This is a genomic window from Haloarcula argentinensis DSM 12282 (assembly GCA_000336895.1).
Classification (GTDB): domain Archaea; phylum Halobacteriota; class Halobacteria; order Halobacteriales; family Haloarculaceae; genus Haloarcula; species Haloarcula argentinensis.
This window is the reverse complement of the sequence record AOLX01000027.1, coordinates 208,316-233,824: the sequence shown is the minus strand read 5'-3', so window position 1 is coordinate 233,824 and position 25,509 is coordinate 208,316. Positions and strand designations below refer to the sequence as shown.

General features: G+C 61.2%; 25 protein-coding genes, 20 tRNA genes, 1 other RNA gene and 1 pseudogene. 32 read left to right on the top strand and 15 right to left on the bottom strand.

Annotation, left to right across the window (positions count from 1 at the left end):
- The first annotated feature begins 5 nt into the window (after nt 1–5).
- From C443_RS19110 to C443_RS19100, 3 genes are read left to right on the top strand one after another with little or no spacing between them, the layout of a single operon-like run.
- Complete coding sequence (locus C443_RS19110) at nt 6–668, top strand: 4Fe-4S dicluster domain-containing protein (RefSeq protein WP_049944150.1); 663 nt, start codon at nt 6–8, stop codon at nt 666–668.
- A complete protein-coding gene (locus tag C443_RS19105; protein ID WP_005538451.1) occupies nt 665–1,075 on the top strand; it encodes a hypothetical protein in 411 nt (136 codons plus the stop codon). Before C443_RS19110 ends, C443_RS19105 begins: the two co-directional genes overlap by 4 nt.
- Nucleotides 1,072–2,118: a cytochrome b/b6 domain-containing protein gene (locus tag C443_RS19100; RefSeq protein WP_005538450.1), complete on the top strand. Its 1,047-nt coding sequence runs from the start codon at nt 1,072–1,074 to the stop codon at nt 2,116–2,118. Before C443_RS19105 ends, C443_RS19100 begins: the two co-directional genes overlap by 4 nt.
- 30 nt (nt 2,119–2,148) lie before the next feature.
- Here C443_RS19100 and C443_RS19095 read toward each other — a convergent pair whose 3' ends face one another.
- A complete protein-coding gene (locus tag C443_RS19095; RefSeq protein WP_005538449.1) occupies nt 2,149–2,547 on the bottom strand; it encodes a hypothetical protein in 399 nt (132 codons plus the stop codon).
- A gap of 90 nt (nt 2,548–2,637) precedes the next feature.
- On the opposite strand from C443_RS19095, the gene C443_RS21840 reads away from it, so the two are divergent.
- A complete protein-coding gene (locus C443_RS21840) occupies nt 2,638–2,814 on the top strand; it encodes a hypothetical protein (protein WP_005538448.1) in 177 nt (58 codons plus the stop codon).
- Between the two features lie 671 nt (nt 2,815–3,485).
- Here C443_RS21840 and C443_RS19090 read toward each other — a convergent pair.
- The 3 genes from C443_RS19090 to C443_RS19080 form a co-directional block, all read right to left on the bottom strand.
- On the bottom strand, nt 3,486–4,250 hold the full coding sequence (locus tag C443_RS19090) for an IclR family transcriptional regulator (RefSeq protein WP_005538447.1): 765 nt from the start codon (nt 4,248–4,250) through the stop codon (nt 3,486–3,488).
- A gap of 334 nt (nt 4,251–4,584) precedes the next feature.
- The gene (locus C443_RS19085) at nt 4,585–5,448 is read right to left on the bottom strand and encodes a fumarylacetoacetate hydrolase family protein (protein WP_005538446.1); all 864 of its coding nucleotides are present in this window, start codon (nt 5,446–5,448) and stop codon (nt 4,585–4,587) included.
- A gap of 603 nt (nt 5,449–6,051) precedes the next feature.
- Nucleotides 6,052–6,654 carry a class I SAM-dependent methyltransferase gene (locus tag C443_RS19080; protein WP_005538445.1) on the bottom strand — a complete coding sequence of 201 codons (603 nt, stop codon included), beginning with the start codon at nt 6,652–6,654 and terminating at the stop codon, nt 6,052–6,054.
- Nucleotides 6,655–6,749: 95 nt separating this feature from the next.
- On the opposite strand from C443_RS19080, the gene C443_RS19075 reads away from it, so the two are divergent.
- Complete coding sequence (locus tag C443_RS19075) at nt 6,750–8,420, top strand: acyl-CoA synthetase (protein WP_005538444.1); 1,671 nt, start codon at nt 6,750–6,752, stop codon at nt 8,418–8,420.
- Nucleotides 8,421–8,827: 407 nt separating this feature from the next.
- Here C443_RS19075 and ffs read toward each other — a convergent pair.
- Together ffs and C443_RS19070 are read right to left on the bottom strand one after the other, a co-directional pair.
- Nucleotides 8,828–9,140: signal recognition particle sRNA (ffs, locus tag C443_RS20890), an RNA gene on the bottom strand.
- Nucleotides 9,141–9,219: 79 nt separating this feature from the next.
- On the bottom strand, nt 9,220–9,633 hold the full coding sequence (locus C443_RS19070; RefSeq protein ID WP_005538443.1) for a DUF7548 family protein: 414 nt from the start codon (nt 9,631–9,633) through the stop codon (nt 9,220–9,222).
- A gap of 79 nt (nt 9,634–9,712) precedes the next feature.
- Here C443_RS19070 and C443_RS19065 point away from each other — a divergent pair, with 79 nt between their 5' ends.
- Entirely contained in the window at nt 9,713–9,988 is a 276-nt protein-coding gene (locus C443_RS19065; RefSeq protein WP_005538442.1) for a DUF5798 family protein, read from the top strand.
- Nucleotides 9,989–10,062: 74 nt separating this feature from the next.
- A tRNA-Arg gene (locus tag C443_RS19060) sits at nt 10,063–10,137 on the top strand.
- A gap of 174 nt (nt 10,138–10,311) precedes the next feature.
- Here the strand turns inward: C443_RS19060 and C443_RS19055 are convergent.
- The 3 genes and pseudogenes from C443_RS19055 to C443_RS19050 form a co-directional block, all read right to left on the bottom strand.
- Entirely contained in the window at nt 10,312–10,653 is a 342-nt protein-coding gene (locus tag C443_RS19055) for a hypothetical protein (RefSeq protein WP_311241301.1), read from the bottom strand.
- A gap of 63 nt (nt 10,654–10,716) precedes the next feature.
- A pseudogene (locus C443_RS22420) lies at nt 10,717–10,785 on the bottom strand (zinc-ribbon domain-containing protein); the annotation flags it as partial.
- A gap of 79 nt (nt 10,786–10,864) precedes the next feature.
- On the bottom strand, nt 10,865–11,125 hold the full coding sequence (locus C443_RS19050; RefSeq protein ID WP_005538440.1) for a hypothetical protein: 261 nt from the start codon (nt 11,123–11,125) through the stop codon (nt 10,865–10,867).
- Between the two features lie 545 nt (nt 11,126–11,670).
- Between C443_RS19050 and C443_RS19045 the strand changes: the two genes are divergently transcribed.
- The 23 genes from C443_RS19045 to C443_RS18930 all read left to right on the top strand — a co-directional run bounded on the left by C443_RS19045 (nt 11,671) and on the right by C443_RS18930 (nt 18,429).
- Nucleotides 11,671–11,746: transfer RNA gene (locus tag C443_RS19045), tRNA-Gln, on the top strand.
- A gap of 12 nt (nt 11,747–11,758) precedes the next feature.
- Nucleotides 11,759–11,831 (top strand) — tRNA-Asp (locus tag C443_RS19040).
- A 201-nt stretch (nt 11,832–12,032) separates the two neighbouring features.
- Nucleotides 12,033–12,105: transfer RNA gene (locus C443_RS19035), tRNA-Pro, on the top strand.
- Nucleotides 12,106–12,108: 3 nt separating this feature from the next.
- A tRNA-Ser gene (locus tag C443_RS19030) sits at nt 12,109–12,194 on the top strand.
- A gap of 122 nt (nt 12,195–12,316) precedes the next feature.
- Nucleotides 12,317–12,402: transfer RNA gene (locus tag C443_RS19025), tRNA-Ser, on the top strand.
- A 3-nt stretch (nt 12,403–12,405) separates the two neighbouring features.
- Nucleotides 12,406–12,476, top strand: a tRNA-Trp gene (locus C443_RS19020).
- 2 nt (nt 12,477–12,478) lie between these two features.
- Nucleotides 12,479–12,560, top strand: a tRNA-Leu gene (locus tag C443_RS19015).
- Between the two features lie 3 nt (nt 12,561–12,563).
- Nucleotides 12,564–12,645: transfer RNA gene (locus C443_RS19010), tRNA-Leu, on the top strand.
- Nucleotides 12,646–12,677: 32 nt separating this feature from the next.
- Nucleotides 12,678–12,759 (top strand) — tRNA-Leu (locus C443_RS19005).
- 3 nt (nt 12,760–12,762) lie between these two features.
- Nucleotides 12,763–12,837: transfer RNA gene (locus tag C443_RS19000), tRNA-Met, on the top strand.
- Nucleotides 12,838–12,859: 22 nt separating this feature from the next.
- Nucleotides 12,860–12,933: transfer RNA gene (locus C443_RS18995), tRNA-Ala, on the top strand.
- Between the two features lie 132 nt (nt 12,934–13,065).
- A tRNA-Glu gene (locus tag C443_RS18985) sits at nt 13,066–13,135 on the top strand.
- A gap of 8 nt (nt 13,136–13,143) precedes the next feature.
- Nucleotides 13,144–13,217, top strand: a tRNA-Lys gene (locus tag C443_RS18980).
- Between the two features lie 192 nt (nt 13,218–13,409).
- Nucleotides 13,410–13,483 (top strand) — tRNA-Cys (locus C443_RS18975).
- Nucleotides 13,484–13,487: 4 nt separating this feature from the next.
- A tRNA-Glu gene (locus C443_RS18970) sits at nt 13,488–13,563 on the top strand.
- Nucleotides 13,564–13,625: 62 nt separating this feature from the next.
- The gene (locus C443_RS18965; protein WP_005538439.1) at nt 13,626–14,447 is read left to right on the top strand and encodes a nucleotidyltransferase domain-containing protein; all 822 of its coding nucleotides are present in this window, start codon (nt 13,626–13,628) and stop codon (nt 14,445–14,447) included.
- 188 nt (nt 14,448–14,635) lie between these two features.
- A tRNA-His gene (locus tag C443_RS18960) sits at nt 14,636–14,707 on the top strand.
- Between the two features lie 3 nt (nt 14,708–14,710).
- A tRNA-Thr gene (locus C443_RS18955) sits at nt 14,711–14,782 on the top strand.
- A 525-nt stretch (nt 14,783–15,307) separates the two neighbouring features.
- Nucleotides 15,308–15,382: transfer RNA gene (locus C443_RS18950), tRNA-Arg, on the top strand.
- 55 nt (nt 15,383–15,437) lie between these two features.
- On the top strand, nt 15,438–16,967 hold the full coding sequence (locus C443_RS18945) for a TROVE domain-containing protein (protein WP_049944155.1): 1,530 nt from the start codon (nt 15,438–15,440) through the stop codon (nt 16,965–16,967).
- Between the two features lie 18 nt (nt 16,968–16,985).
- Nucleotides 16,986–17,060 (top strand) — tRNA-Gly (locus C443_RS18940).
- Nucleotides 17,061–17,117: 57 nt separating this feature from the next.
- Nucleotides 17,118–17,402, top strand: a complete 285-nt coding sequence (locus tag C443_RS18935; RefSeq protein WP_005538437.1) for a hypothetical protein — start codon at nt 17,118–17,120, stop codon at nt 17,400–17,402.
- 100 nt (nt 17,403–17,502) lie between these two features.
- Nucleotides 17,503–18,429 carry an ADP-ribosylglycohydrolase family protein gene (locus tag C443_RS18930; protein ID WP_005538435.1) on the top strand — a complete coding sequence of 309 codons (927 nt, stop codon included), beginning with the start codon at nt 17,503–17,505 and terminating at the stop codon, nt 18,427–18,429.
- Nucleotides 18,430–18,807: 378 nt separating this feature from the next.
- Here C443_RS18930 and C443_RS18925 read toward each other — a convergent pair whose 3' ends face one another.
- Genes C443_RS18925 through C443_RS18915 form a run of 3 tightly spaced genes read right to left on the bottom strand, consistent with a single transcriptional unit; the run spans nt 18,808 to nt 20,274 of the window.
- Nucleotides 18,808–19,686 carry a mechanosensitive ion channel family protein gene (locus tag C443_RS18925; protein WP_005538434.1) on the bottom strand — a complete coding sequence of 293 codons (879 nt, stop codon included), beginning with the start codon at nt 19,684–19,686 and terminating at the stop codon, nt 18,808–18,810.
- Nucleotides 19,686–19,934 carry a YhbY family RNA-binding protein gene (locus C443_RS18920; RefSeq protein ID WP_004591849.1) on the bottom strand — a complete coding sequence of 83 codons (249 nt, stop codon included), beginning with the start codon at nt 19,932–19,934 and terminating at the stop codon, nt 19,686–19,688. The genes C443_RS18925 and C443_RS18920 overlap by 1 nt, the downstream gene beginning before the upstream one ends.
- A gap of 52 nt (nt 19,935–19,986) precedes the next feature.
- Entirely contained in the window at nt 19,987–20,274 is a 288-nt protein-coding gene (locus C443_RS18915) for a ribonuclease P protein component 4 (protein ID WP_005538431.1), read from the bottom strand.
- Nucleotides 20,275–20,482: 208 nt separating this feature from the next.
- On the opposite strand from C443_RS18915, the gene C443_RS18910 reads away from it, so the two are divergent.
- Entirely contained in the window at nt 20,483–21,532 is a 1,050-nt protein-coding gene (locus C443_RS18910; protein WP_005538430.1) for a glycosyltransferase family 4 protein, read from the top strand.
- A 22-nt stretch (nt 21,533–21,554) separates the two neighbouring features.
- Here the strand turns inward: C443_RS18910 and C443_RS18905 are convergent, their stop codons facing one another.
- Nucleotides 21,555–23,159 (bottom strand): MFS transporter, encoded by a 1,605-nt coding sequence (locus tag C443_RS18905; protein WP_342764095.1) that lies wholly within the window; start codon nt 23,157–23,159, stop codon nt 21,555–21,557.
- Between C443_RS18905 and C443_RS18900 the strand changes: the two genes are divergently transcribed.
- Nucleotides 23,055–24,101: a glycosyltransferase gene (locus C443_RS18900; RefSeq protein ID WP_342764094.1), complete on the top strand. Its 1,047-nt coding sequence runs from the start codon at nt 23,055–23,057 to the stop codon at nt 24,099–24,101. The genes C443_RS18905 and C443_RS18900 overlap by 105 nt on opposite strands.
- Nucleotides 24,102–24,133: 32 nt before the next feature.
- Here the strand turns inward: C443_RS18900 and C443_RS18895 are convergent, their stop codons facing one another.
- Nucleotides 24,134–24,319 carry a hypothetical protein gene (locus C443_RS18895; protein ID WP_005538425.1) on the bottom strand — a complete coding sequence of 62 codons (186 nt, stop codon included), beginning with the start codon at nt 24,317–24,319 and terminating at the stop codon, nt 24,134–24,136.
- 41 nt (nt 24,320–24,360) lie between these two features.
- Nucleotides 24,361–25,506: a M48 family metallopeptidase gene (locus C443_RS18890; protein WP_005538423.1), complete on the bottom strand. Its 1,146-nt coding sequence runs from the start codon at nt 25,504–25,506 to the stop codon at nt 24,361–24,363.
- Between the last annotated feature and the right edge of the window lie 3 nt (nt 25,507–25,509).

Genomic DNA, 25,509 nt, shown 5'->3' with positions numbered 1-25,509 from the left:
CTAGTATGTCAACAGGCAATGAAGTGATGCACGACGGCGTGATGAGTACCGGCGAGGATGCGCGCATCTTCCCGGATGTTGAGGCGTGTATCGACTGTGGTGGCTGTGTTGTCTCCTGTAAGCGTACGTGGGACGTCCCACGGGACGAACAGCGAATCAGTATCGCGACGATGCTCGAAGGCCAGGAAGCCGCATCGGGGCTCAACGCCAGCAGCGGTCAGGCGATAGGCCAAGGTGAGTCACCCGGCGAGACAGCAGTCCCGATGCAGTGCTATCACTGTTCGAACGCGCCGTGCGTCTCGGTGTGTCCGACCGACTCGCTCATCTCGAAGGAGAATGGCTTCGTGCGGGTCCGTGACGACCTCTGTATCGGTTGCCAGTACTGCCTCTCGGCGTGTCCGTTCGGCGCGCCACAGTTCCCCAGCGAGGACGAGGGAGTTGCCAATCTCGTCGGCAGCGGTGGCAACATGGACAAGTGTACCATGTGCGAGGAACGTCAGGATGTCGGCAAGGGGCCGGCCTGCGCCGAGGAGTGTGCCACCGACGCCATCTTGGTCGGGACGCCGGCCCAGATATCGGACGAACTGGACAACAGGGACAGCGGCACGTTCTTCAACGACGTGGCTATGGACATCATTTTTGGCGAGGACGCCAGTGAGTTCCAATGACGAACACAGAAGACCTCCCGGAGGTGAACGGCTACAGCCGCGTCTCGGTGCTCGTCAGTGCGGTCGTCGGCCTCGCTGTCGCGGCGCTGGCGCTGTTCTGGGCGCAGGGCTTCAGACTCGGCTATGAATCGCTGTATCGTGTCAACCCGAGTGTCGAGGGTGGCGGCATCGGCTCGGACTGGGTGTTCGGCAACACCATCCCCGCGCTCGATTTCCTCATCGCGCTCATCCACGCGGCCGACGTCATTCTGGGTGCGTTCATCCTCGTGATGGTGTTCATCCACTGGGCGGCGTTCCAGCGGCTGGCTGACCAGATGCGTGAACCGGGCGAGAGCGCTAGCGAGGCCGTCGCGGCCGACGGTGGTTCACCGACTCACAGCGATGGACAGGGAGGTGACAGCACATGAGCAATCTCGACCACGGGAAGTTCACGCGCGTGACGACCCTGTTCCACTCGCTGCTGGGGCTGGACGTGTTCCTCCTGTTTTTCACCGGCTACGCCATCATGTTCAACGACGAACTGTGGTGGATGCTGACGCTGATGGGCGGGGCCTCGGGCGTCACGGCGATCCACCGCATCACCGGCATCGGGCTGGTTGCACTCGTCATCTTCTGGATTACACTCCAGCTTATCTCCTCGACCGGCCGGAGCAACTTCTCGAAAATTCTCCCGGCGAAAGGTGACATTGATGCGTTCATCCAGGATATCCAGTTCGTGCTCGGCCGAGCCGACGAACGGCACCCGAGCGCGCGGCAGTTTGCCGGCTACAAGGCCGACGAGGTCCCGCTGCTGTCCTACATCGGCAAGGGCGTCGTGTTCATTTTCTCCATCGAGCTAACCCTGCTAGCGATTTCGGGGCTGCTCATCTGGAGCAAGACCGGCCTCGCCGCGATGTTCCAGACCAAGGCGGCCGCGATGGCCTTCGTCACGTTCCACGGCCTGCTGGGCGTCATCATGCTGATGGGAGTCATGTTCCACATCTTCGAGCACGGGATGCATCCCGCCTTCTACCCCGTCGAGACGAAGGCGTTCATCCCGCGGAGTATGGTGCCCGAACACCACGGTGACGACGACGAGGAGCCGGACACCACGGGGATCGAACGCCTCTCGCTGTCCCCGTCGTGGCGAACTGTCTCGACGATCTTCGGCGCGATGACCGTCATCGGCATCGTCTCCGTGCTCATCGGGAGCATCTTCGACGAGGGGTACCCGGTGCCCCGCGAACTCGCAATCGGCGGCGGGCCGGCGAGCATCCTGTTGACCATCGGCATCAACCTCGGAATGGTCGTCCTCGGTGTCGGGCTCGTGCTGTCGATGTACGGAAACGTCCTGCGCATCCGCTGGGAACAGCAGCTAGAACGGGACGAGCGGCCGGCCGCGGCCGACGGTGGCGAACCCCAGACCGACGGCGGCCAACCCGAAGCAGACGACGCTGAGTCCGAGCACTAGATCGCCCGCGTGCCGTTTTTTGCTGTGCGACTACGCGATCAGTGCCTGTCCTTCAGGAGATAGCTCAACATCAACGTCCTGCCGGGTCTGCTCTCGAATCTGGTTCAGGTTCCGAGTCAGGACCTGGAGGATGTCTTTTGGCTCTGGGTAGACGAGCATGTTGCCGTCGCCGTCCTCCATGACCAGTTGTGTGTCGGAAAGAGCGACCTGATCGCCCTCTATGCTGGCGACGATGACATCCAGTGCTTCCGCACCGCCGGGGTCGCCTTCCGTCACCTTCGTAATGTAGAGTGCATCGAGGCCAATGAGGTCCTTGTACTCGCGGACCTGTTCGGCACAGGCGACCATGTCCTGTGTCACAGCTGTCTTTTGCTCGTTCCCGTGATCCCCCTCGTAGCAGTGTTTACAGATTCGCAGTTCGAGACGCATGCCCCCGACTATGTGACTGGGTCTCATTACCGTTGTGGCGGGGGCTGCTCAACCACTAGTGTTTACTGTGCCGGTGTGGAATGGTACCATATGGCATCAGCGCTCAACGCAGTGTATCTGGCACTGGTCGTAGTCGTCGGCGTCGTCGGAACGCTGTTCGTCGCAAGTATCAGGTCCGCCGACGTGCGGTCTCGATGGCTCGAACTGTCATCGATCGGGATCGTGGTCCTGTTCCTGCTGGCCCTGGGCGTCCAGTTCCTCGCGTAAGCGCACAACCCCGGTTTGCCGTGGGGCCACTGTCGAAGCGGTAGCTATCGTTGTGTTCCTGCCAAGCAAGATCTATGCACAGATAGCGCGGACTCTAGCTCAGTACCAGCCGGATATACTTCTCTCTCCCCAATCCTATGAGTATATTTCCTCTTGTCTATTTGCTAAGCACTGAGTTAGTGCTATATCTCGGAGGCTTGTATAGAAGTACAGTATTTAGACATACTACTTCGAAAGTCGGTGGGTTTAGCTACTACTTCGAGCGTATCCAGTGGTAGGAAACCAATAGTCGATGTACTTCGTTTAGAGTAACAGTAGTACATCCATTATCGAGATGGCGACTGCGTCAGGATCGTGGTAGTATCTGGGATCACATGGTGTAAGAGGGCGGTGGAACGCCGTTCATCCATTATGAATGGGACGTATAGGGGCCATTTGTCAAATAGAACCAAGCACCGGCATCTATGAGATGAAAGCAGGAACTCGTGTCAACTCGTTCGCGTCACTGGACGGAAACACTGCTCGAAACGCTTTCAACACATACTTCGAGTAACCTTCTGGCTGGTCTGTCCTGCAATCACTGCCCGAAGGCGGTGCTGTTGTCGAAATACGCTGTTTAATTATCGCTTCCGCAAGACTGCACTACCATTCACTATTTCTGAACACTGCCGTCACGAATAGGTAACGTTCAGCTCGATAACGTTGGCGACTTCCAGTACTTTCTGCGGGAGTTCCTCGCGGAACCGGTCGCCACGGAACCGATTGGTCGGTCCCGAAACGCTGATTGCACCGATAATTTCGTCATCGTGGTTGAGCACCGGGGCAGCGACACAGCGGAGTCCTTCGAGACGTTCTTCGTCGTCAAAGGCGACGCCACGCTCCCGAACGTCCGCTAGCGCTTGCTCCAGTTCCGCTCTGCTGCTGATCGAGTTGCTGGCCTCCCCGCCGAGTCCGTGGCGGTCGACGATCGCATCGACCCGTTCGGTCGGCATGTGTGCGAGAATCGCTTTTCCCAGCGCTGTCGTATGAAGCGGAACGCGTGTTCCGACGTGAGCCTTGACCTGTACAGCTTTGTCTCCCCGAGCGCGGTACAGGTACGACCCGCGACCGTGTTCTTCGACGAGAATATTCGCGAGTTCGCCGGTTTCTTCGGCCAGTCGATCGACCTCCGGTTTCGCAATCTCGAATAGTTTCTCCCGGTGGCGGGCGTATGCTCCCAGTTCCAGAAACCGGAGCCCTACCTCGTACACACCGTCCCTGTTGACAACGTACTCCTCCTGTTCCAGCGTGCTCAGATAGTTGTGGACCGTGCTCTTCGGGATGTCGAGATGCTGGGCCAGTTCGGTGACACCGGCTCCGTCGAGATCTTTCAGTGCGTCAAGCACCTCGAACGTCGTCTCGGCGGATTTGACTGGGTTTTGAGCGGTCTTTGCCATACCCCGTTATGATATCCCCTCGTATTAAACAGTTGTTCAAACATCTGGGACAGAGCGGTGGCATCGACGGCACACCGGTTTCTGTCACGACATGTCGATAACATATCACCGCACACAGACACATACGTTCCGGCCGATTGTCGCAGGTAGAGATACCCACAGAGCGTGTAGCCGAACGAAGGGTAATAATTCCGTCGGCACAAATTTACCCAGCAGACCGACACATGGGCACGCAATCGGAACCAGTCGAGGGCCGAGTGGGTATCACGCTGTGGAATCCCATGCGAAGCGGTTCCCAGAGCGACTGCGGTCACGCTCTCAGTTCACTAGCCGCTCAAACGACCGTGACAGGATTTTTCAGCGTTCCGATGGACTCGATGTCGATGGTGACTTCGTCTCCTTCTTGCAGCGTAAAGTCGTCGTCGGGAACGAGCGAGGTCCCGGTAAGTAGCACCGACAGTTCGGGGACCGCGTTGTGCGCGGTGTAGTACGAGACGAGTTCCTCGCAGGTGCGCTTCATCTCGCTGGTGTTGGTCTCCCCGTGGTAGACACGATCTCCGCCGCGGTGGATCGTCATCGAGAGCGCCAGTGAGTGCGGGTCTTCGATGTCCGTGACGACGGCCGGGCCGACCGAACAACAGCGGTCGTACACCTTGGCCTGGGGGAGGTACAGCGGGTTCGCCCCTTCGATAGATCGACTGCTCATGTCGTTGCCGACAGTGTAGCCGGCGATCTCTCCCTCGTAGAGAACGATCGCGAGCTCTGGCTCGGGCACGTCCCAGTCAGAGTCGGCTCGGATGCCGACCGCTTCGCCGGGGCCGACAGTCCGATTCGGCGTCGATTTGAAGAAGATCTCCGGCCGCTCCGCGTCGTACACGTCAAGGTACATCTCCGGCGTGTCGCTTTCGTCTGTCCGCGCTTCTTCGCTGATCTGGTACGTAACGCCAGCGGCCCAGACTTCGTCGGCGGTGACGGGATCGGTAGCATTGCCTTCGAGTCGCTGTTCGGACACCGTCTCAGCGGCATCAAGATGGCGGGCACTGAGTTCGTCCGCCGCGGTATCAGCAATCGAGGCCGACTTGAGGAGGTCACGGAACGTTCGGAGCTGCGGTTTGACACTGGTCAGATCGTACACACCGTCCCCTGTTTCGACCGCTAACCGCTGTGAGTTCCCGTCACGTAGCTGGTAGTACCTCATACAGAGTTGCAATCTGCAACACTACATGAATCTTGTGCCGCCAACAGTATGCTTCGTGCCTGTCGGGAGGGGACATGGACACCGTTGTGGTGGGTATCGGTTGTCCGGTAGCATATAATTCGGCGCGCACGGCGCTTTTCATAGAGGCACACGAGCGTCACTTCCCGCCGTCGGCTGGCGACCTGTCTCCGATCAGGCGGACTGCCGTTCAGTAATACGGAACATTACGAATGACGGACGTACATACGTTATTCTGGTATCCCAGTGAGCGTGTCGTGAAACACATAATCGCTGCTCCCAGGCCCAATTCTGCAACGGAGAGTGATGATAGTAGGACGGTTCCGTGTAAGACCGCCGTTCAGCAGTTCAGTTCCCATCCGATACACAAATGTTGAATGGAGACCAATGGGGTCCCGCTCTGTCACCACCCGTAATATGCATTTCTAACGAGCTAAAATCCCTAAATTTCACATGAGTTTTCTAATCAACACACGTGTTTTACCGCCCCATTCTGATTTTTGGCTCTCAGTTTCGCACATATATATGCCTCTCTCTGATTCTTACCCTCAATGACGCCATATACAAGCTTACTTTCACTATACCTTACTCAGGCGCCTGAAAGATACGAACAGTATCCCGCTTTCCGTCCATCGAATCTACTTCGGTAAGACCACTGTCTGTGAACACCGCGTTCCAGTCCCGATAGTACAGCGGGACGTTGTCGTCGACGTAGTTTACTTCACCCGGGTCGCCGCCTTCGTTCTCGACGGTAATCAACAGGTCATCAACGATCCGTGCCAGTTCCTCGAACGCCCAGTCGACGTCTGGGTGGAGGTGTTGCAGTGTTTCGACGGAAAAAACGACATCGTACGCGTCGTCCGCGACATCCGTGACGAACTCCTCGATAGCCATCGCATGGAACGAGCCGGTAGCTGCGAGATCGGGATACGTCTCGGCGAGGACGTCCAACGCATCAGCGTTGATATCGACCCCGGTCAGATCCGAGTAGCCAGCTTCAGACAACGCGGCGAGGTGCCGCCCGGAGCTACACCCGACCTCAAGAATAGCTGCGTCCTGCTCGACATGCTCTGCAAGTATCGACTGCACTAGCTCACTCGTCTCGTCCGCTCCATAGTAGGCATAATACGCGGGAGAGTATTCGCCGGATCGCTCGGCCCATTCCTCCCGAATGTCGGTAGAGTCCACGGTCAAGTCGGGAGGGGAAGACGGAAAGATCTACCGGATCAGTTGTGACGACGGTGACCGAAAGACGCAACAGCCACCCAGGCGACCGATATGCCATGGTCTGGACAGTGATGCCGGACTTCGAGGGGTACGACGAGGCCCACGATCAGTTCACCTGGGACCTACCGACGTCGTATAATCCGGCGGTCGATTTTCTGCAAAAACACGACGATCTCGACAGGGTGGCGCTCGAACAGGCGTACCCCGACGGACGGCGCGAACAGTACACGTTCCGTGAACTGGACCAGCTATCGGACAGACTCGCGACGGGGTTAGCCCGACTCGGCATCGAGGCCGGCGACCGGGTCGGTGTCGTCGTGCCACAGAAGCCACAGAACCCGATCACGCATCTGGCGAACTGGAAGCTGGGGGCCGTCTCGGTCCCACTGACGGTCCTGTTCGGGACGGACGCACTCCGGTATCGGCTGGACGACGCCGGTGTGTCTGTGGCCGTTATCGACCCGGCCGTGCGCGACGATATCGACGCAGTCCGGGACGACTGTCCAGCGTTGGAACACGTCATCGAAATCGAAACCGACACGCCGGCGGGCGGTGTCCACGCCTTTGAGGACGTGCTCACCGCGCCGGACAATGCCGATATCGAACCCTACGAGTCCACGCCGGACACCGACACGGCGATACTGTACACGAGCGGGTCGACGGGGCCGCCGAAAGGCGTCCGGCACTCACACGCGCTCTGGCTCGGGCGTGCCGCAGCCGCGTACAACTTCTTCGATCAAGGGCTGGGACCGGACGCGACGGTCTGGACGCCCGCGGACTGGGCCTGGGGCGCGGCGCTCGGCGGGACCCTCTTCGCGACGTGGCACCACGGCGGGACCATCGTCGGCTATCCCGCATCGGGGTTCGAGGCCGACGACGCGTTCGGCCTTCTCTCAGAGTTCGATGTCACTCAGTCGTTCATGCCGGCCACCGCCCTCCGAATGCTGATGGATGTCGAGGACCCGACAGCGGCGTACGACCTCGCCATCGAGACGTTTGCCGTCGGCGGAGAATCGCTGACGCCCGAAATCGTCGACTGGGTTGCGGAGACGTTCGACTCAGTCACCATCAACGAGTTCTACGGCCAGACGGAACTGAACCTCGTCGTCGCCAACAACTCGAACTGGTTCGACACCCAGCCCGGCAGCATGGGCAAGCCGTTACCGGGGTACGATTTGACAATTCTCGACCCAGAAGCCGCCGACCGCGGTGTTGCTGAGCCGCTTTCGACCGGCGAACTCGGTGAGATAGCGGTGCGGCCACACGACCGCTCGGTGTTCTTCGACGAGTACTGGAACATGCCGGAGAAGACGGCAGCCAAGGAGGTCGACGGCTGGTTCGTCACCGGCGACTTGGCACGACAGGACGACGACGGCTACGTCTGGTTCAAATCGCGCAAGGACGACGTCATCATCACCAGTGGCTACCGCGTCGGGCCGATGGAGGTCGAGAGAGCGATTCTCGAACACCCCGACGTGGTCCAGGCCGGCGTCATCGGCATGCCCGACGACACTCGCGGCGAGATTATCAAGGCCTACGTCGAGGCAGCCGAGGACGCGCCATCCCACGACACGCTCCGGTCGGAAATCCAGTCCGTCGTCAGAGAGAACCTCGCCGAGTACGAATACCCCCGCGAGATCGAGTTCGCCGATGCGTTGCCACAGACGACCAGCGGGAAAATCCGGCGGAAGGAACTGCAGGAGTGGAGCGCCGGCGAGTCACTGTAACCTCCGAGGGTGCCATCGATAACTATCGTTTACCCGAAGTCAGTAGGGGACTCGGATTTTGATGATATCCAGTAAAGAGTAGTCTCACCGTTCAGGGCTATTGGCAGATGAGATTAATATCTACATATAAATCCATATTTAGATCTATATATCGCATATTTCTAACTATACGACCAAATTACGGTCCTACGAAGTGGTTTGAGAATTTATACCCTCCATTTACCCTCTTATTTGCGGAATTTCAATTCAAAACTATCTTCTTTCGTGACCACTCAGTAGTTTATGGGAACACTCTCAGCCGGCTCTCTCTGTGAGCGGTTACCGCGCTACTTACAGATAGCGTCGATAGTACTTCCGAAAATGCCTGCAATACAGCTACTCAGGGAAATTAAACGCAGGTATGAATGGAACGGACAGCCAGGATGGCCCGGCGTTCGGACGCGGGTAATCCCGTTTGCCTCCTCCACCCCGCGACCCCACGAGCGACGGGTGTTCGATGGTCCGCTGCTCACTTCCGTGCCTGGCGGAGTGCCATCGTTTAACCACGTGGGCGCACCCCTGCAGGTGCGACCACGTGGACCGCCGTCCCCGTGGGACGAGGCTTCCACGTTAGCTTACGGGGTCCACGTCCGTCAGACCGGACGCCCCCGGTGTTCGGTCCCCGCTCAAGACCACAGTGCGGGCGAGGAGGGGGGCCTAGCCCCCCGACCTAGTCCATCTAAAAGTCCACCGCCGCCCCATAAGGGCCTTTCGGATGCGCCCACAGATCGCTGGACGACGCGCCGGTAGACAGACCGGCCTACAGCAGGTCCAGCGCCCGTGCGAACCATGTCCCGCCAACCGGAATGAGTATGCCCGCGAGGACGACACCCCAGCGGTGGTACTCCATCAGCGTCGACTCAGTCAGCCCCAGCACGAGGCTCTCAGGAACGGTGACCGCCCAGAGGAGGCTCAGGGCAACGATGAACACGCCCATGCCGATGCTCGCGCCCGCCGCGATACTTGGGTCCGACCGCCCTTCGCGGCCAGCCGCCAACACGATGATGCAGACCAGCGCGAATACCCCGGGCAGTAGCGGGGATAGCGCCCCCGAACTGTAGTACGCCCCAACGGCACTCGCTGTTTCGACGAGCCCGTACGGGACCGCAAGCACAAGGAGATACAGAACGCACCCGACGATGCCAACAGCCGGAGCGAGCCGCAAATCGTCCATATCGTCGCTCGGTCCGGCGGCGTCTTAACAGCGACGTTCGAGCGAAACGAGGAAATGTCGGCTCACCGTAGCCGTGGCTATGGGACTGGGTTCCACCGCGAAAAAGATACAGAAGGTTGCCGACATCGCCGAGGACCTCTACAAGAAGGTCAACGAGCTGAAGACACAACTTGAGGACCTGCGAAGTACTGTCGACGAGACAAACACCCGCGTCGACGGAATGGAGCAGGAACTGGCCGAACAGCGCGCGCTCATCGAGGCACTCGCCGAAGAACGAGGCGTCGACACAGAGGCGGTCGTGGCCGAGGTCGCCGCTGACACTGATTCTGACACAGCTGAAGCGGTCTCGGAGTAATCACGTGACTGCGGTCCCATGGCGCGGCGGAACCGGTTGGTTTAAACCATAACACCATCATACCATTGTACGTAGGGCGCTTAGCTCAGCTTGGACAGAGTGCTTGGCTTCGGACCAAACCGTCGGGGGTTCAAATCCCTCAGCGCCCGTCCCGTTTTGTGACGGACTACATTTGGCAGACGGCAGTACGACGTTTATAAACCACATCCCCTCCAGCCGATTTGATTTCGTTACGCTGCGGAACGGGGCCGGCGGCGTCTTGCGGTTCGCTAAGATTTAGATGACAGAACAGCGGCAAATAGCTTGTGGTATAATGTCATGTGTCATGGATTCTCATCTTCGAGATTAGCTTTGGCCTGATCAATTGCGCGTGTGAGTTGATCCAGGAGTTCGTCCTCCCAGTCCGTTCCAAAACTCTCGTCGTAGAGACGGATCGTCCGAAAGAAACCGAGAAGCATCAGTTCGGTTTCTGTCTCGTTGTATGTCTCACTCTGCACCCCAGAAGCCAGTATCGCAAGTAGATTCAATTCATCCAGTTTGCCGATTACAGCGAAATCCTGAAACGCAGCGGCAACGTCGCGCATCAGCGACGCATGACCCGGATGTTCTTCGTCAGTCCCTCCCTCGAGTGCCCCTTTGAGATACTCCATGGATTCGTGTGACAAGAAGCCGACTTCGGGAGCTCCGGCTGTCGGGGCTGGTCCTGAATTTTGGCCCTCTGTGAGTTGAGTACCACACTGGCGACAATAGGAATGTCCGTCTCTGACCTCGTTCCCGCAGTCCGTACAATATGGCATTGTGTATACTCGCTGTGGGGAAGTGTCATTTGAGTGTCGTCGTCCGCACGCGGCTACGAGTTATGACTCCTGACAATAGTTACGACTCTTTATTTGAGTTATCCCGTGCTTCGATAATGTCCGCAGCGAGGTCCTTGACCTGTTGCTGATGTGCTGCAGAGGTTCCGACGCTTTGGGCGGCTTCCAGTTGGTCGTTGACCACCGCGTTCTGTTGTGGGCCCCACTTCTCCGGCGGTTCTGATTTGATATACTCGACCCATCGCTTGATACCCTCAATGCGCTGCTGTCGGTTGCGGTCATGCTTCGCATCGAGTTTGTCAGGGATGCTTGAGTCGCTCATATTCGTCTCCTACGTCCAGTTTCGTTACCCATTTTTCGAGGTGAGGGGTCCTAAGGCCCACGACCATGCCTATGCATAACACACCTCGCTCAGAATTAATACACCCCGGGCCATGAGAAATAATTAGACTCACAGACGAGGTGCTTCGACATGCTGACTGCTAAACCCACTCCGCGGCCCGCTTTCCTGTCGATAGCCGCGGGTGGCCCGTGTTTACTACGCGGTCAGCGTGTGGAACCGGACAGTAATTCCTGGATGGACTATCGCGTTGAGCAACTCGATGCGATTCCGTCCGGCGGTGTCCGGATGACTCCGCCCGTATAACGCGGCCCCTCACGCGGACTACCCGCTCGGGGCCGGGGAACACGGGCCTGCCGCTTGCTCCAGCTCGACAGTGTCGTCCGTCTCGGGCGCGATCGTCGGGTGTTGCTCGCGGCACATTGATTCAGTTCGCACCCGATAGCGGTGCGGACGTGTGACCGCTGTGGGCCGACCACAGTGCAGTCACAAGCACGCTATATCCACAAATAGCGGCGGCGCTGTGCAGCCCCGGAGTCCCCGCTGGCGAGGGACGCGGGACTTTGGATCCCGAGGTCGGGAGTTCGATTCTCCCCGGGGCGATGGCCGTCGCGTGCCGACGTGGTGTAACTCGGAAGCATACGGCCCTGTCACGGCTGAGATTCGGGTTCAAATCCCGGCGTCGGCGTACACGGTCGGATGCCCATCGAGGCAGGCAGCCGTCATCGAAGTTCGTTTCGGCGGCGACGGGCCCGGAAGGGTCTGCAACCTGCACGGTCCGGTGTGGCATTCGAGACTGCAGTGACAGTCGAAGCACGCCCGCGCGAGGACGAGAGCGCGGTCGCTGTCGTTCTCGCACCCACAGAGGAATAGACATAGAACTACTTTCGGGTCGATGGTCCAGCGGTCGAAGATCCGTGCCTTGGGCGCACGAGACCAAGGTTCGAATCCTTGTCGACCCATGTGCCGCGATGGTCTAGCCTAGTCGGACGCCTCCCTGCTACGGAGGTCTCCTGCAAGGGATTCCCCGGTTCAAATCCGGGTCGCGGTGTCCTGTAGCGAACAGGGCCAAGATATCACACTTCTCGTGGTGAGACAGGCAGACAGGTGACTGCGCTCGATTTGAAATCGAGAGCCGAGAGGCTTCGGAGTTCGACTCTCCGTCTCACCGTTGGCGGGATTTCCCTAGTCTGGCCAAGGGGCCGTGCTGGAACCACGGTGCCCGCGAGGGCACGGGTGTTCAAATCTCCCTCCCGCCGTGAGGATTCGTGGTCCAACGGAACGACGCCCGCCTCCAGAACGGGAGATGGCTGTTCGATTCGGTCCGAATCCATTTCCGCGGTAGCCAAGCGGTCGACGGCGGCGGGCTTAAGACCTGCTGAGTAGATTTTCGAGGGTTCGAATCCCTCCCGCGGAATGCGTCGCCATACCCAAGTGGTCAACGGGGCACGGTTGAGGGCCGTGTGTGCAGACTATCGCAGGTTCGAATCCTGCTGGCGACATGCCGGATACGGCGCTGGCTCTTGCAATGTGCGTCGCCGTACCCAAGTGGCAACGGGAGGCGGCTCAGAACCGCCGGCGTAGGTCCTGCCGAGGTTCGAATCCTCGCGGCGACACTCTGCGGGATTGGGTAGACTGGCCGATCCCGGCTGGCTCATGACCAGCAGACCCACGTTCGAATCGTGCTCCCGCAATCGCAGTTGCGCCCCTACTTGCGGGCCCCTAGCTCAATTGGCAGAGCGTCCGCTTCGCAAGCGGGAGGCTCCGGGTTCGAGTCCCGGGGGTGTCCATTAGCTTCCTGTGGTCCAGTGGCCCACGACGCCGCCCCGTAGAGGCGGAGACGCACGTTCGACTCGTGTCGGGAAGATTCGGCGCACCGCGCCGACTGGCATTTCTGATGACCCCGCACGGGCGAGGACACCTGCTCCAGTGGAGTAGCGGCCAAACTCACGGCCCTCTCACGGCCGAGCCCCCGGTTCGAATCCGGGTCGATACACTGTGGGCCCGGAGCCTATGAGATACAGGCAGCCGACTTTTAATCGGCAGATAGCGGGTTCAAATCCCGTCGGGCCCGTTGGAATCGCGCTGTGATTCCGCCTCCCCGGCGTAGTTCGCAAACACACAGCGTTTGCTCACTCTCGTCGGGCCCGTCTGCCGGGCGGTCCCGCGTGGTGTGGGAACTCGGCTGTTACCCGAGTTGTGCGAGGTTCGACTCCTTGGCCCGGCGTGGGGCTTGCACTCCCCCACTTTACCGCCCTGTCTTCGTGCCACGGTGGCAGAGCGGTCTAACGCACCCGCCTGCAAAGCGGGTTCTCGTCGGTTCGAATCCGACTCGTGGCTTTGCGCTCTCGGAGTCCCCGCTGGCGAGGGATGCTACCCTTTCAAGGTAGAGGTCAGGGGTTCGATTCCCCTCGGGAGCACTATCGGGCGCTGCTGCGACCCGAGGAACCAACTACGACGCACGAACACGAGGTAGCAAGCAATGACTATCGAACAGCTTGATCTGGAGTACGGTGCGGAAGACATCAGAGACTTCATCGAAGCCGCCGTCGCCACCCGGGGTTCGGAAAACCGACCACGGTTCTACGCCATCACCGGGAGCCATATCTACGGGTTCGACAGCACGGACAGCGATATCGATGTCCGTGGTCTCCACATGACTCCGGCGGAGGCGTACGCGTACCTTGATACTCCGGCTGAAGAGGTTACCGTCAACATGGACGGCACGACTGAAGGGTTCGAGGAGTACGCAGAGGTTGACCTGCGGAGCTACGAACTGAAGAAGTTCGCACAGCTCCTCCAGTCGGCGAACTACAACATCGTCGAGCTGGTCTTCGAAGCCCCGACGGTCATGAACGGGATGCCGCTGGAGATGGACGCCCTGCAGGACCTCATCCGGGAGTTCCTCCCGATGAATGTCCCGCACGCGTACCTCGGCATGGCGAAGTCCAACTATTACAAGCATCTCGACCCGGAGAAAGCCGAGGGGTACGATCCGCGAGCGAAGAAGTTCCTCTACGTCTACCGTGGGCTGCTCGGCGCGCAGTATGTCGTCGAGTATGAGGACATCGAGGCCGATATCTTCGAACTCGCCGGTGCTGTCGATGGCGGCGACCCTGAGCTCGTCGAGGACCTCGTCGCGCACAAGCGCACCGGCAACTCGGCGACCGTTCCGAACGGCTTGGAAGAGCGGGCTCGGGATGCGATTACCGGGCAGTTCAACGCCATCGGTGAGTTCCCGACGCCCGACAAGAGCGGTTACCGGGAAGCGTTGGATAACTGGATGCGGAAAGTCCGCGCGTGATGCTACGGTATTTTCCTCAGCTTGCGATTCGACATCGGAACGATAGCGCAATCGGGAGCGCACCCTCAGAGCTGTGCTCTGACGAGCCCTGCCTCGCTACGCTCGGCAGGACACCGGCCTGAAGAGCCAGGGTATCCGGGTTCGAGACCTGGTCGTTCCATGCGCTCGCATCAAGCGGGCACACCGTGGCCGGGTTGGGGTATCTGGTAACCTTCGGCCCTGTGACGGACGAGCAGCGAGTTCGAGTCTCGCACCCGGCCTTGGCCTGTGTAGCGTAATCGGCAGCCCGCGTCCGTGGTAATGACGCGGTCCAGGTTCGAATCCTGGTGCAGGCTTTCGGGACACCGTCGAGGCGGTGGGTTACTTCCTCTTGTCAGGAATTGCGGTTTACCCACCGCCGATTTTCCGGTGTCCCACCATCCGTCGGCGGCCGTCGAGATGGAGCGTTCCTTCCCGGCACCCAGCGGGTTCAACTCCCGCACCGCTCCGTCGATTTCCCGGCCGCTATCATTCGTGGTGACCGTCGAGTCGAAGTGTTTCTTCGATCAGGTATCCATCAGGTTCAAGCCCTGACGGTAGGCTTCTCCGGCCTATCGTTATGTCCGGACAAAGGGACCGACCCGACACCGGGCCCGCTTCGATAATTTCCCGGTCGCCATCACTCATCAGGTAGTCTTCTGAACACGGTGAGGAAGACCTCGTTGGATGAGCAATGCGAATCCAACGGTGGTCGCCGAGCTGGAGTGTTCCTTCGCTTGTGGAGCGACTACTCCGGGTTCGAGTCCCGGGAGCGGACCGGCCGCTCTGGTGTAACTGGTAACACAGTATCCCTCGCTCCAGCGATTTTCCGACCACCGCTTGTCCCTGTAGCTCAGTTCGGAACGAGCACCGGCCTTCGAAGCCGGGTGCCACAGGTTCGAATCCTGTCAGGGACGTGTTCCGCTCGCGGTGAGCGGGTTCGGCGTCGACTCTTGCGACGCCGGTGATAGCATGAAACTGAACGATACGAAACAGACGGTCGCGGAGGCGACACGCACCACCAACCACGAGGGCGGTGAAGCGTTCCAGCCTGCGGACCCACGACTCGCACTGTACAAACGAACGATCAACCAGCTGCTGGAGGATTCGTACTACGAGGACGACACCGAGCACCTGCGGGCGGTCGTCAAGCGGTTCGACGCCGCGGCGGCCGAAGATCCGGAGTTCGTCCTCAAACTGGCCGCGTACGCGCGTCAGGAGATGCATCTCCGGGACATCCCGCAGGTGCTGCTTGTGCTCGCCGCGAACGACGACCGGTTCAAAGACGACTCGGACGAGTCGCTCATTCGGGCGTGGACGCCGGCCATCGTCCAGCGGATGGACGAAACAGCGACGGCACTGGCAGTCCACGACACGCTGTTTGGCGGCACTGCGCCGTGGCCGCTACGGCGTGGTATCGAAGACGCGCTGGTCGGAATGGCCGACGCGTACTCGCTGGAGAAGTACGCGCTGCCACGGCGGGAGGTGACGCTGCACGACGTATTCAACCGTGTCCACCCGACGCCGGTTAACGACGAACAAGAAGACCTGTTCGAGCGGTTCATGCGTGGTGACCTCGACGACTACCCGGATGTCGACCCACTGCCGTCACCGAATACATGGGAGACAGTCATCTCTGAACGCGGGAACACCGCCAAGGCGTGGGAGACACTCATCGAAGACGACAAGTACTCGCTGCCTATCTTCGCCTCAATTCGGAACCTCCGGAACATGCTCGAAGCCGGGGTCGACGGGGAGACGATTGTCGGCCACCTCGACCTCGATTCGGTCCGGCATGCGCCGCTGTACCCGTTCCGGTATTACCAGGCGTACACGGCGCTGCAGGACGCTGGTATCGAGGCGCCCGAGGTCGAGCGCTGGCTCGAACAAGCCGTGGACGTGGCTATTGAGCACGTCCCTGACGGCCTCGGTGACACGTTCGTCGGCGTGGACCTCTCGGGATCGATGACCGCTATGCTCTCTCATCGAGGGTCGCTCCAGCGCAAGGAGATCGGAGCGCTGTTCGGTGCAGTCCTTGCCGAGCAGGGTGCCCGCGTTGGCGGCTTCGGGACAGACTTCCGGACTGTTTCCACCCACATCGAGACACCAGTCCTGCAGCGGCAGCGGGCCGTTATGGGTATCGACAACGATGTCGGGAACTCGACGAACGGTTGGAAAGTCCTCGATTACCTCCGTGAGGAGGAACTCGAAGCCGATCGTGTCGTCCTCTTCACGGACATGCAAATCTGGGACTCGATACACCACTTCGGTGACCAGGACCGGACGGTCAAGGCGGCCTTCGAGGACTACCGTGAAGACGTGGCGCCGGAAGCGGCGCTGTACATGATTGACCTCGCATCGTATGGCGATCTCGTGACGCCGGAAGGCTACGAGAACGTTTACAACATCTCGGGCTGGTCGGAGCAGGTCCTGGAGTTTATCGGCTACGCCGAGGAACCGATGCAGGTCATCGACGATATTGAGGCGTACCGGCCAGTCTGAACCGTTTCTACAGTTTTTGCGCGAGTCGTGTAGTCTGGCCGATCACGCAGCCATGCCACGGCTGAAACAGGTGTTCGAATCACCTCTCGCGCATCCGGAGTGGCGCGTCGGGACTGCCCGCCGGGTCGCTCCACCAATGGAGGTACGACAATGGAACTCACCAGTGACACCGAGACACGACAGACGACGATGACGGTCACAGTTCGCGTCCCTAACGGCGCGGACGGTGGCCTCACGACCGACGCCCAGCGGCGGCTCTCGCGCGTTGAGGGCGTGCTCGCTGTCACTATCGAGGATCTCTGTCGTCTCCAGCCCGGCCTGTCGGCGACTGAGGTGACCGTCCGTGTTACTATAGAGACAGACATCGCGCCACCTGCGCGTTCGATCACAGCTTCGCTTAGCGAACTCACCGGTGTCACACCCGTGGAGTCGTAGTGGCCGCCAAGCATCAGGAAGACACCGGAGAAAGGCAGCGTCTACGTGGGAAACACGCTGAAACCAAAACACTACATCGGCTACGCTCTCGTCATGATCCATGACAGTCGACCTCATTGAACGAGCGAAGGGGGCGTTACTGGGACTTGCCTGCGGGGACGCCCTCGGCCGGCCTGTCGAGTTCCGGTCATCGGAGCAGATTGCTACCGAGCACGGTCGGGTGACAGAGATGCTCGGCCACGGGACCCACGGCCAACCAGCTGGGACCGTCACTGACGACACGGACATGATGTTGTGTCTTGCGCGTAGCCTCGCCGAGCAGCAGGCGTTCGACGGAGAGGACATTGCTGACCGGTTCGCCGAGTGGTACGAGGACGGCCCCTTCGATATCGGGCTCATGACTGCTGACGCAATTAGTGAATACCAGAGCGGCACGTCATGGCGCGATGCCGGCCGGGAAGTCTGGCAGCGCCGCGCAGAAGGGTCAAACGCCGGGAACGGCAGCATCATGCGCTGTGCTCCGCACGCCATCGCATTTGCTGAGGGGACAGATACACTCGAACGAGTAAGTAAGCAGTCTTCGGCGATTACGCATCATGACCCCCGCTGTCAATACGGGTGTGTACTGCTCAATCAGACCATCGCTGGGTTCCTCCGTGGTGCGGAGTCGCCACTCGCCGCTGCAATCGCACGTATCGACAGCGATGGACCGGACGAACTCGTCGATACCATCCGTCTCATACCGGACCTCATCGATGAACAGCAACTGGAGAACACCGGCTACGTTGTCCACACGTTACAGACCTCGCTATACGACGCACTGACGGCAGACAGCGCTGAAGTAGCCATCGTTACCTCGGTCAACCGTGGCGGTGACACGGACACGCTTGGCGCTGTGACTGGGGCTCTCGCCGGCGCGCGTTTCGGGGCTACTGGACTCCCGGATCGGTGGCTTGAGACAGTCGAGTACCGGGAAGAGTTAGCTCTTCTCGGGCAAGCGCTTGCCACTGGCCAGATCAGTGGATAAGACACGGTAAGGACGACTCCGAACGCGTCGAAGAAACTGTGAAGCGGTCAAGTCCCTCAGCGCCCGTGACTTTTGTGCGAACGACAGTGAGAACCGAGAAGCGTCGGCTGAGGGATCTGTATCAGGGAGGCGTTTGCTCCGACTGTGGTTCAAATCTCTCAGCTACCGTAGCATCTTGCTGCGAGTGGTTCGTCAGCAGCAAAGCGCCATTTGAGGAAGTCAGTTCTACGCGAATGACTGTGAGATGTCCGTCCTACTTTTCGGGAAGCGAATACGGAAAGAACCGGCACGGAGATTCCAAACCACACGTAGCGTCGCACAGATCGTAAAACATCGGTGTGTCGTGGTTTCTTGTGACGATATCGCGTCAGCGCTGGCTCAGTCGTCGGCCGGTTCCACGACGCCGTCGAGTCCGGTCATCTCCAGCCCGCCGCCGATGGTCCGGTTCGGGTACGGCATATTGATGTCCTCGGCATCGAAGCGTTGCTTGACTGACTTGACGTATTCGGCGCGCGTTTTGACGAAGTCGGACCGACTCGGGTTCTTGATCCAGATACGAGACTGCAGTCCGACGGAGGAGTCACCGAGTTCAACGAGGCGAACCGAGGGCTCGGGGTCGTCCATAATCTCCGGGTGTGCCCTGGCCTCGTCGAGAATGATTTCAGTCGCTTCGTCGATGTCGTCGTCGTAGTCGATGCCGAACACGAACTTCAAGCGGAGTTGCTCCTTGGCGACAGGGTTCTTGATGACGCCATCAGTTAGATTCGAATTCGGCACGGTCAGCAGTTCGTTGTCGAAGGTCCGGACGCGGGTAACACGGAGGCTAATGTCCTCAACGACGCCGGAGTTGCCGTCCCACTCGATCCAGTCGCCGATCCGGAACGGTTTGTCGGTGTAGATGAACACGCCGGCGACAAAGTTCGAGATGACGTCCTGCATCGCGAAGCCGATGGCCAGCGTCGCCGCCGCGGCGATGGTCGCCAGCGACTGCAGGAAGTTCCCGTACTCGGCCATCCCGAAGGCGACGGAGATGGCGACGAACACGATACCGATGCTGACGACCTTCTTCAGCGGTCGCCGAGCGTGGGTATCGAGGTCGCGCGACTTGAGCGAGCGGTCGACGATGGGCAGGACAATCGCCTTCCCCAGGATGTAGACGAGGACGAAGACGACGACGAAAACCACCGCTGAGGCGATGGAGCCGGCGGCTGGGACGCCGAGACCGGCGAGCAGGTCCGCGAGGGGCTGGACCTGCATCATTTCTCGAACACCGCGGTGTGGCCCCGGACCTGAATCACGTCAGCATTGACCATCTCAGCCAGGTCGTCGGCGAGCTCCTCGGCTGTCGTGCCGCCCCGTGACGACCGGAGGAACTTCACCTTCACGAGGTCCGTGTTCTCCAGCTGGTCGTCGAGTTCGTCTGCGACGGATTCGATACCGTGTTTGCCGACGCGAAGCGTCGCGTCGAGGTCGTGTATCCGCGACTGTCGAGAAGAATCACTCATGTACACCGTTTAGCGAGGACAGCCCCTTAAAACCAGTAGTCGTAAAGAATCCTCAGTCGTACGGGTAGCGGGACTGTGACCCACAGTCGCACGTGATGACGACGTGGCCGGACTGCGTTCGGGACCGGGCATTGTGGCCGTGCAGGAGGTACGTGTCGCAGGCGTCACACGTCGACCGCTCGAACGACCGTGGCAACCGCAGGCGGTGGCGTTCAGCGACGCGCCGAGCGCGACGGACGTACGACCGAGCGCGTTCCTCGTTGCCGGCCTGAACGGCCTCGCGAGCGAGCGACTGGAGGCGCTCGATCCGCTCACGGGCGATGGTCGCCTCGTCCGTCATTGGCGGTACTGTGTCGGCGTCGGGAAAATGCCTTCCGAACGAGCTAGCAGATGTGAGGTCATAGTTTGGAAACTTTGTGAACAGCCAGAAAATCCCACCCTGTAGTTGTTTGACCAGCGGAAAAGGGTCGGGAACCTCTCTGCGCATCAGGTCCGTTTTTTTGGGTGAAGTCGATAGGATTTTCGGCCCCGGCGGAGTTGCCCGAGACGTGCGCGTCCTGAATTATCTCGAACTGGCCGACCGCCTCGACCGGTCGGGCATCGGCACCGCCGTGGACCACCAGCGGGCGGCGCTGTCCGAGACCGACATCGAGGTGGAGACGACGCCCTGGCAGGAGGGCCATCCGGCGTGGGCGCTGGGTGGCAATATCGCGTTCAACGACCCGATGTTCCGAGAGTTCGACATCGCTCACTGCAACATGATCGGACCCGGCTCCGTCGCCGTGGCCCGGTACGCGGCGCAGGCAGACATCCCGCTCGTTCTGCACGCTCACGTCACCCGCGAGGACTTCCGGGACAGTTTCCGCGGGTCGAACCTGATCGCGCCGGCGCTGGGGCGCTACCTCCGGTGGTTCTACTCCCAGGCAGACCTCGTGCTCTGTCCCTCCGAGTACACGAAGGATATCCTCGAATCCTACCCCGTCGATGCGCCGATACGGCCGATGACAAACGGCGTCGACATCGACGCACTGGCGGGCTACGAGGACATGCGCGAGGACTACCGGCAGCGCTACGATCTGGACGGGATGGTCGTCTTCGCCGTCGGCAACGTCTTCGAGCGCAAGGGGCTGACGACGTTCTGTGAACTCGCACAGGAGACGGAACACGACTTCGCGTGGTTCGGCCCCTATGACGCCGGACCACAGGCCTCCAAGACTGTCTCCCGGTGGGTGAACGACCCGCCCGAGAACGTGACCTTTACCGGGTGGATCGAGGATATCCGCGGCGCGTTCGGGGCCGGCGACGTGTACCTGTTCCCGACGAAGGCGGAGAATCAGGGCATCGCCGTACTGGAGGCGATGGCCTGCGGGAAAGCGGTCGTCCTCTCAGATATCCCGGTGTTCCGGGAGTACTACGAGGACGGCCACGACTGCCTCATCTGTGCGGACGAGGCCGAGTTCCGCGAGGCGCTGGAGCGACTCGCCGAGAACCCCGACCTTCGTGATCGGCTGGGCGAGAACGCCAAGAAGACTGCCAGAGAACACAGCCTGGACCGGGTCGGCCGGCGGCTGGTCGAGACGTACGAAGAACTGGCCTGAGTGGCGTTTGAAGCCGACAGTGTTACGCCGAGATCGGGTCCGTTTCGACAGACGCTGACGGCGAGCGACGCCAGACGACCGCGACCAGTGCCGCGCCGACCAGCACCAGCGCACCGGCGACGGCGAACGCGAGCAGGAAGTCGTAGCCCCCGAGCCAGCCGCCGAGTATCGACCCGACGCCGCTTGCCAGCCCGGAGATAGCGGTGTACAACCCGAGCGCCTCGCCGCGAATCGCTGACGGCGCGAGTTGGGTGACGACGCTGGCCGCGGTGACGGCAATTACGGCCCAGGCGACGCCGATGAGGGCGAACACGACACCGTTGACGGCTGTGCCGACGAGCGTGGCCGGGAGGAGCAGGCCCACAGCGGCAACAGCCGGGTGGAGCGCTGCGCGGGCCAGCAGGCTTCCGGCCTGAAGCCCGCTCGGGCTGTAGCGTTCTGCAAGTTCACCAGCGCGGCCGTACCACAGCGCGGACCCGACGCTGGAGACGAGATACAGTGCGAAGATAATTCCCGACTCGTAGCCGAGCGTCCGCGAGAGATACAGCGGCAACGGCCCCCAGAACACGCCGAAGCCGACGAAGAAGGCGATGACAGCGCCGAAGTAGATGGTCAGCGACGGTGAAAACCGGGCCGCGACCTCTCGGGGCTGTATCGACCGCGTGAGCCAGTACAGCCGGCCCGGACCGCCCGGGAACGTCACGCTCCGGAGCGGCAGCCGGCGCGACCGGGCGATAGCCCGCGCCATCCGACTGCCCCGTGGACGGTCGAGTTCGTCGGGATCGGACGGCAGCCACTTCGCCGCGAGAAACGCCGACAGGCCGACAGCGGCCGCACATACCCACAGTAGCGACTGTTGAGCGACGATCTCTCCGAGTGGTCTAGAGAGCAGCGCTGTCCACACGAGGCCGAGGACTAACCCACCGGCCCACCCCCAGCCCTGGTATCGGTTCAGGATGGCGAACCGCGCCGGCCAGTCCCGCTCGACGGTTCCGGCGGTGACAAGCAGTGTCAGCACCGGCGCTGCCGCGCCGGCCGCAAACCACAGCAGGCCGTTGCCGACGATGACCAGCCACGGCTCCTCCGTGAGCGAGATGACCACCAGCGCGAGGGTCGCCAATCCGAGTGCGAGCAGGACGAGCGCGCGGCGCTTTCCCGTTTTGTCGGCGACGCGGCCGAAAACCAGTGCCCCCGGCGCACCCGCGGCGGCGGCCACACCAGCGAGAACGCCCAGCATGAACGTCTCGCCACCGATAGCGACGAAATACAGCGGCACGAGCAACGAGCCCGCACCCAGCGCGACCGATGCGAGTGCCCAGGCGTACAGCCAGCCGTCCCGATCCATTGTCCACAATCCACAACGGTCCCTGAAAAGAACTCTGGCACCTGTTAGGCAGTGACAACTTTCTGATTGATGGCTTGCCAATGGCAACGGTTTAAGCCCTGGTCCTGCTACGCCGCGGCGATGACACTGCCGCACGTCGCGACGTTCACCGACACGTACTTGCCGACCGTCAATGGGGTGACCTATACGGTCCAGACGTGGCGGGACCGCTGGCGCGACCGCGGCGGTCGCATGGGTGTGGTCTATCCGAACAGCGACCACGCTCCGTCCGAGAACGAGTATCCGGTCCGGAGCCTTCCCTTCCCGTTCTACGAGGGGTTTCGGCTCGGGATGCCACAGATACCGAAGGGCGTCCGCGATGCCGAACTGGTCCACGCCCACACGCCGTTTAGCCTCGGGATGGCGGGCCAGCGACTCGCAGGAAAGCTCGATATCCCGTTTGTCGCGTCGTATCACACGCCCACGAGCGAGTACGCCGAGTACGTCTCCTTCAACGGCGCTGTCGAGTCAGCGGTCCGCTCCAGCGCCGAGAGCTACGAACGCTGGTTCCTGGGCCGTGCCGACACCGTTATCGCGCCAAGCGAGCGCGCAGCGACCCATCTCCGGGAGTCTATCGGCCTCGATACACCGGTGACGGTCGTCCCGAACGGCGTCGACACGACTGTGTTCGAACCGGTCAACACGACCGCGTTCCGTGACCGCTACGACCTCCCTGACGGCCCTATCGTCGGCTACACCGGCCGCCACGGCTACGAGAAGTGCCTCGAAGACATCATCACCGCCTGCGAGGGGCTGGACGTAACTGTCGTGTTCGCCGGTGACGGTCCGGCCCGCGAGTCGCTCGAAACGACAGCCGAGCACAGCGACGCCGACGTGCGCTTTCTCGGCTTTCTGGACCGTTCGGAGCTCCCCGAACTGTATTCGACGCTCGACGTGTTCGCGTTCCCCAGTCCCGTCGAGACGCAGGGGCTAGTCGCGCTGGAGGCCAACTGCTGTGGGACGCCCGTCGCCGGTGTCGACGCCGGCGCACTCAGCGACACCATCGAGGACGGCGAAACCGGCTACTCCTACGACGAAGGCGACATCGATGGCTTCCGCCGGGCTATCGAGCGCGTCCTCGACGAACGGGAGCACCTTCGAGAGCGCTGTCTTGCCCGGCGGGAGGGTATCAGCGTCGAGCACGCTATCGACAAACTGGCCGGCGTGTACGACAACGTGCTGTAGCTGTCGCCGGCACAGCGCCTGAGTCGCGCAACTCAGGCCCGCGAGTGCGACCAGCCGATACCGAAGGCGAGCCCGTTGAGCGTTCCAAGCAGTATCCCGAGATAGAAATCCTCCAGTGACACGGCCAGTATCAGGCCGGCCCCGATTCCCAGCGCCAGCCCCTTTAGCACCGTCGGCCAGTGGAGCCAGCTGAGTCGTCCTTCGGCGTCGTCGCTCATACGCTCTCTCGGGCCGCGGGCGAGTAAACTGTACCCATTCGTCACGGCTGCTCGTACTGATCGAGGGCAGACTGTCGCTCCGCCAGCGCAGCGATGCGGTCGTCGACATCTGGATGGGACCCGGGCAGCAGCCGCTCGGTGATGCTCTGCCAGCGGCGAGCGAGCCGTTCGGCCCGCCCTTCCGGCGGGGTTTGCTCGTCGGGCGCAATGGCGTGGGGAACCACACAGAGTTCTCGGACGCCGGTCTCAGCGGTTCGGATGTCCCTGTCCGGGCGCTGGTCGTCTGTCAACGTCTCCAGCGCGCTGGCGAGCGCCGCCGGGGAGCCACAGATGGCGACGCCCCCTGCGTCCGCCCCGTACTCCCGGATCCGTGAGAGGAGCCGGTAACAGGCCGTGCTGGCGAGATACAGCGTTGCCGTGACGGGTATCGCGATGACAGCAAAGAGCAGCATCACGATTTGAATGTTCCCGCCAGCGAACCATGTCCCGTCCCGGTCGTCGCCGCCGAGGAACCAGTGACAAAGCCCCGAGTACTGCACTGCCCTCCCGAGCGTGCGAGTAAACAGCGCGCTGACGGTCGGGAGGAACGCGGCCGCAGTCATGACGAACGCATCGCCGTTTTTGAGATGGGCCAGTTCGTGGGCGATGACGGCGTCGAGTTCCGCCCCGTCGAGCTGGTCGACAAGCGCCGTGGTCACGAACAGCGTCTGTTCGCCGGGTCGGCTGGCGACGTAGCTGTTTGGCGACTCGGCATCGATGACCCTCACGTCCGGTGTCGCCATGTCCGCCGTCTGTGCCAGCCGAGCCACTCGCTCTCGGAGGCGGTCGGCGGTTTCGCTGCGCCGTATCTCTGCCCGCATTTCATCGACGGATTCGGGGTCGGATGCCCGCGATTCCGTTGCAGTTGTCCCGGAACCCCGAAGCGTCATCCGGTAGCCGTAGATGGACTGGACGGCGAGAACGAGCGGTGTTCCGACGAGAAGGACTGGCCACAGCGGGACGATATCGAACCCCATCGTCCAGAACAGCGTCCCGGTATCGTACCCGACCAGCGGCAGGAGACCGAACGCGACATGGCCGAGCACGTACACGACACCGACAGCCACGGCGTCGAAGGCAACGAGCACCACTGCGAGCGCGATGAGACGTGCGCGGAGGGACCACGTCGTGGACTGGAGGGCAGCCATGGC

Bases quoted from the DNA above. Each gene is read 5' to 3' on its own strand.
- C443_RS19105 (WP_005538451.1), top strand. From the start codon at position 665: ATGACGAACACAGAAGACCTCCCGGAGGTGAACGGCTACAGCCGCGTC.
- C443_RS21840 (WP_005538448.1), top strand. From the start codon at position 2,638: ATGGCATCAGCGCTCAACGCAGTGTATCTGGCACTGGTCGTAGTCGTC.
- C443_RS19100 (WP_005538450.1), top strand. From the start codon at position 1,072: ATGAGCAATCTCGACCACGGGAAGTTCACGCGCGTGACGACCCTGTTC.
- C443_RS18895 (WP_005538425.1), bottom strand. From the start codon at position 24,319: ATGAGCGACGACGCCGAAGGACGACTCAGCTGGCTCCACTGGCCGACG.
- C443_RS18920 (WP_004591849.1), bottom strand. From the start codon at position 19,934: ATGAGTGATTCTTCTCGACAGTCGCGGATACACGACCTCGACGCGACG.
- C443_RS19075 (WP_005538444.1), top strand. From the start codon at position 6,750: ATGGTCTGGACAGTGATGCCGGACTTCGAGGGGTACGACGAGGCCCAC.
- C443_RS19085 (WP_005538446.1), bottom strand. From the start codon at position 5,448: ATGAGGTACTACCAGCTACGTGACGGGAACTCACAGCGGTTAGCGGTC.
- C443_RS18945 (WP_049944155.1), top strand. From the start codon at position 15,438: ATGAAACTGAACGATACGAAACAGACGGTCGCGGAGGCGACACGCACC.
- C443_RS19110 (WP_049944150.1), top strand. From the start codon at position 6: ATGTCAACAGGCAATGAAGTGATGCACGACGGCGTGATGAGTACCGGC.
- C443_RS19090 (WP_005538447.1), bottom strand. From the start codon at position 4,250: ATGGCAAAGACCGCTCAAAACCCAGTCAAATCCGCCGAGACGACGTTC.
- C443_RS19065 (WP_005538442.1), top strand. From the start codon at position 9,713: ATGGGACTGGGTTCCACCGCGAAAAAGATACAGAAGGTTGCCGACATC.
- C443_RS18915 (WP_005538431.1), bottom strand. From the start codon at position 20,274: ATGACGGACGAGGCGACCATCGCCCGTGAGCGGATCGAGCGCCTCCAG.
- C443_RS19070 (WP_005538443.1), bottom strand. From the start codon at position 9,633: ATGGACGATTTGCGGCTCGCTCCGGCTGTTGGCATCGTCGGGTGCGTT.
- C443_RS18935 (WP_005538437.1), top strand. From the start codon at position 17,118: ATGGAACTCACCAGTGACACCGAGACACGACAGACGACGATGACGGTC.
- C443_RS18930 (WP_005538435.1), top strand. From the start codon at position 17,503: ATGACAGTCGACCTCATTGAACGAGCGAAGGGGGCGTTACTGGGACTT.
- C443_RS19095 (WP_005538449.1), bottom strand. From the start codon at position 2,547: ATGCGTCTCGAACTGCGAATCTGTAAACACTGCTACGAGGGGGATCAC.
- C443_RS18965 (WP_005538439.1), top strand. From the start codon at position 13,626: ATGACTATCGAACAGCTTGATCTGGAGTACGGTGCGGAAGACATCAGA.
- C443_RS18890 (WP_005538423.1), bottom strand. From the start codon at position 25,506: ATGGCTGCCCTCCAGTCCACGACGTGGTCCCTCCGCGCACGTCTCATC.
- C443_RS19050 (WP_005538440.1), bottom strand. From the start codon at position 11,125: ATGAGCGACTCAAGCATCCCTGACAAACTCGATGCGAAGCATGACCGC.
- C443_RS18925 (WP_005538434.1), bottom strand. From the start codon at position 19,686: ATGCAGGTCCAGCCCCTCGCGGACCTGCTCGCCGGTCTCGGCGTCCCA.